The sequence below is a fragment of the Paraburkholderia mimosarum LMG 23256 = NBRC 106338 genome (genome assembly GCF_000739815.1).
GTDB lineage: Bacteria > Pseudomonadota > Gammaproteobacteria > Burkholderiales > Burkholderiaceae > Paraburkholderia > Paraburkholderia mimosarum.
This window is the reverse complement of the sequence record NZ_BBJJ01000253.1, coordinates 1-2,025: the sequence shown is the minus strand read 5'-3', so window position 1 is coordinate 2,025 and position 2,025 is coordinate 1. Positions and strand designations below refer to the sequence as shown.

General features: G+C 57.0%; 2 protein-coding genes and 1 pseudogene. All 3 read left to right on the top strand.

All coding sequences use genetic code 11. The features are described from left to right. A partial coding sequence (locus tag BMI01S_RS37150) for an IS110 family RNA-guided transposase (RefSeq protein ID WP_052408500.1) occupies positions 1–843 on the top strand: 843 nt, incomplete at its 5' end. A gap of 29 nt (positions 844–872) precedes the next feature. Then, on the top strand, positions 873–1,247 hold the full coding sequence (locus BMI01S_RS41715) for a hypothetical protein (protein WP_156123918.1): 375 nt from the start codon (positions 873–875) through the stop codon (positions 1,245–1,247). An 87-nt stretch (positions 1,248–1,334) separates the two neighbouring features. After that, a pseudogene (locus BMI01S_RS37145) lies at positions 1,335–2,025 on the top strand (IS6 family transposase); the annotation flags it as partial.

The following is a 2,025-nucleotide window of genomic DNA, read 5'->3' as shown; positions in this document are numbered from 1 at the left end:
AACTGGTACTGGCTTGTGGACCAACTGATGAACGATGGTTACCGGGTGCATCTGGCCAATCCCGCGGCGATCAGGCAGTACGAGGGACTGAAATACAGTGGTGACTTCACCGATGCCGCCCATCTCGCACAACTGCTGCGTCTGGGACTATTGCCTGAAGGCTACATCTATCCAGCAGAAGAACGTCCGGTGCGTGACCTCGCTCGCAAGCGGATCCAACTGGTGCAGTGTCGTACGGCCCAGATCCTCGCGATTGAGAATCTGTTCTCGCGCCATACTGGTGGGCAGATGCAAGGTGAGCGGGTCAAGCGCCTGGATGAGATGCAGGTGAATGGATTCGGTTTTGCAGCTGACGTGACGGTCGCGATACAAGCCAATCTCGCGGTCATGCAAACCTTGCAGGAGGAAATCTGGATCATCGAGAAGCGACTCATGGAGCGGGTGAAACTGCGTCCGGATTACGCGTTGCTGAACACGGTGCCGGGCATTGGTCCGGTTCTCGCAACCACGATCATGCTGGAAACCGGGACCATCTCCCGTTTCACCAAGGTTGGCAATTTCAGTTCGTACTGCCGCTGTGTGGACAGCCGGCGTGAAAGCAACAGCAGGAAGAAAGGCGAAGGCAATACGAAGAACGGCAACAAGTATCTGGCGTGGGCGTTTGTCGAGGCCGCCAACTTCGCCATCCGTTCGTGTCCGGAAGCCAGGCGCTTTTACGAGCGCAAGAAACGCGCGCGAAACGGGATCGTCGCAATCAAGGCACTGGCACACAAGCTGGCGCGTGCCTGCTACCACATGCTTCGGGAACACAAGCCATTTGAGATAACCCGCTGTTTTGGCTAAAAGGTGGTGCAAGGGGAACGAGCCCAGTATTGCGACTGGTGAAAAGCCATGGTTTTGATTGGGTCTTCCCTTTGTTCCACCCGCTGTTTGCAGATGACCCGGGTCGCCCAGGCGATGAACCACCATTGACTGGCGTTGCGCAGGCAACAGCCACGGTTCTGCGAAACCCATTGGACCTCGTCTGGCACCAACGTTTCTCTGGGGCGGCAATGGCCGCCAGGGCAGCCGTGAGTTACATCACGGCATGCTTGATCCCGATGGGTGTCTGGTGCGATCCGGTTCGCAACCAGTTTGGAGAAAACGGATGCGACTACGATCGGCAGACAGCATGGCAGGTAACAGAAAGAATTCCGCCCGATTGCAGTGGCGATAAAAATGCCATCGCCACTGCAATCGGGCGGTGAGTAAATTTGTGCCTTGACTTCGGTCGGCTAATGGGTGTCGCAATAACGCGGCCAAGTAAAATCCGCCGACGACAACGCATGACAAGCATGATGACAAAGACGAAGACGCCATGCAAGACGCTGCCCGCTGGCATTGGCAAGGTACTGAAGCGGCTGCACACAACCCGCTGGACGTGATCCTGCTGTGCGTCCGGTGGTACGTGGCGTAGTCACTGAGCCTACGAAACCTCGAAGAAATGATGGCCGAGCGGGGTATCGAGGTGGACCATTCGAGCGTGCACCGGTGGGTTATCAAGCTGCTGCCGGTGTTTGAAAAAGCATTCCGCAAACGCAAACGGCCTGTCGGCAAAAGCTGGCGCGTCGATGAGACCTATGTCAAGGTCAAAGGCCATTGGAAATACTTGTACCGTGCCGCGGACAAGGCGGGCAACACGGTGGATTTCCTGCTGCGCGCCCATCGGGACAAGGCCGCGGCGCGCCGCTACTTCGAGAAGGCGATTGAACAGAACGGCGAGCCCGAGACAATCGCCGTGGACAGGAGCGGCGCCAATCTGGCTGCGCTTGAAGCGCTCAATGCCGAGCGTTTAACGCCGATCAAGGTCCGGCAAAACAAATACCTAAACAACGTCGTCGAGCAGGATCACCGTGCCATCAAACGCATCATCAAACCGATGATGGGGTTCAAGGATTTCCGCTGTGCGCGCATCATCCTGTCTGGCATTGAGATCGCACACATGATCCGCAAGGGGCAGATGTGTGACGATGGCGTCGCCTCGAC